Origin of the sequence: Moorena sp. SIO4A1, assembly GCF_010672065.1 — a bacterium.
Lineage (GTDB): Bacteria > Cyanobacteriota > Cyanobacteriia > Cyanobacteriales > Coleofasciculaceae > Moorena.
This window is the reverse complement of the sequence record NZ_JAAHHX010000954.1, coordinates 1-1,137: the sequence shown is the minus strand read 5'-3', so window position 1 is coordinate 1,137 and position 1,137 is coordinate 1. Positions and strand designations below refer to the sequence as shown.

The following is a 1,137-nucleotide window of genomic DNA, read 5'->3' as shown; positions in this document are numbered from 1 at the left end:
CCGGAACTGAAGATGACACAAAATCAGATATATTGCGTGTAACGATCAGGTCGAGACCTAAGGCAAGTGCAGCTTCATTGGTCACCGCATCCTCGCTCATCAGTCATGGAGCTTTGCAGAGCAGCTCGAATCACCTGATCGGTTATGCTGGCAATTTGAATACGTTGTAATAACGTCGATAGTAGTCTCAGTGCAACCTCACTGCCCACCTGACGACGCAAAATATAGAAAATATTGGTTATGGCATGGCCTGAAACATATCCTTCAACGTCTTCCTGGGTTACTGTATTTAATGCTTGTGCTGAAGCAACCACAAATGGTTGGCGTTGAGCTAGAACATCAAGTAATACGTCGCTATCAAACAACACCCGTCTCACTTGTATTTTGCCTCAAGATAATCGATGTACGACTCTTTGGAATCCTCTGGAGTTAGCTCAACCACACCAAGTAGGCTTTGAGTCCAAGGATCAAGACCAGTCATTGGTGTTGAACTTGAGCTATAAGACCTAGATGATAGGGTTTCTTGTTCAATTGAGGCCAACAGGGACTCGACTAAACGCCAGCGTACGCTTATTGGTAATTGCAATGCTTGGTTTTGCAATTCTTGCCATGTCATTGGCTTTCTTCCTCAAGAACTTCCTATTCTAATTGTAGAGTATGGGCCAATTGGAGTGATGTAATCCCTGCCTCGCACATCCCCAGGTAAAGGGCAGCTTTTAAGGCAGTCTGAATTGGCACTGGGACTAAATAGTCTCCGCCTGCCAGGGATGAGGGATTGGGGATGTTGAGTTGGTCATCAATTCTCGAGTGCGATCGCGTAGCGGCTCAATGGGCACGCATCCCTTATTCTCGATTGCTGTATGATAGTGCTATAGGAGAGACTTAACGACTATAGCGTTTCGTGTAGGAGAGGTAAACCTAGGAGGTCTTTTTTTTCTTGTCCAATAAAACTCCGGATATCTTTCCTCTATTGCCTATTGCTAGCATGCCTATTGCCTATTTCTGCAATACGTGTCTTTACAACCCAGATACAAACGCCCTTATGACTCCTTTGGCATTAAATTTAGACACCATTGAGCTGACTGACGAACAGTTCTATCAGCTATGTAATAATAACCGCGAGTTACAGTTTGAACG

At 44.6% G+C, this 1,137-nt stretch carries 2 protein-coding genes and 1 pseudogene; 1 reads left to right on the top strand and 2 read right to left on the bottom strand.

Annotation, left to right across the window (positions count from 1 at the left end; genetic code table 11):
• Positions 1-74: 74 nt before the first annotated feature.
• Both F6K53_RS44410 and F6K53_RS44405 read right to left on the bottom strand, forming a co-directional pair.
• A complete protein-coding gene (locus F6K53_RS44410) occupies positions 75-377 on the bottom strand; it encodes a PIN domain-containing protein (protein ID WP_293087311.1) in 303 nt (100 codons plus the stop codon).
• The gene (locus tag F6K53_RS44405; RefSeq protein WP_293087308.1) at positions 374-616 is read right to left on the bottom strand and encodes a hypothetical protein; all 243 of its coding nucleotides are present in this window, start codon (positions 614-616) and stop codon (positions 374-376) included. The genes F6K53_RS44410 and F6K53_RS44405 overlap by 4 nt, the downstream gene beginning before the upstream one ends.
• Before the next feature lie 321 nt (positions 617-937).
• Here F6K53_RS44405 and F6K53_RS44400 point away from each other — a divergent pair.
• Positions 938-1,137, top strand: a pseudogene (locus F6K53_RS44400) (hypothetical protein); the annotation flags it as partial.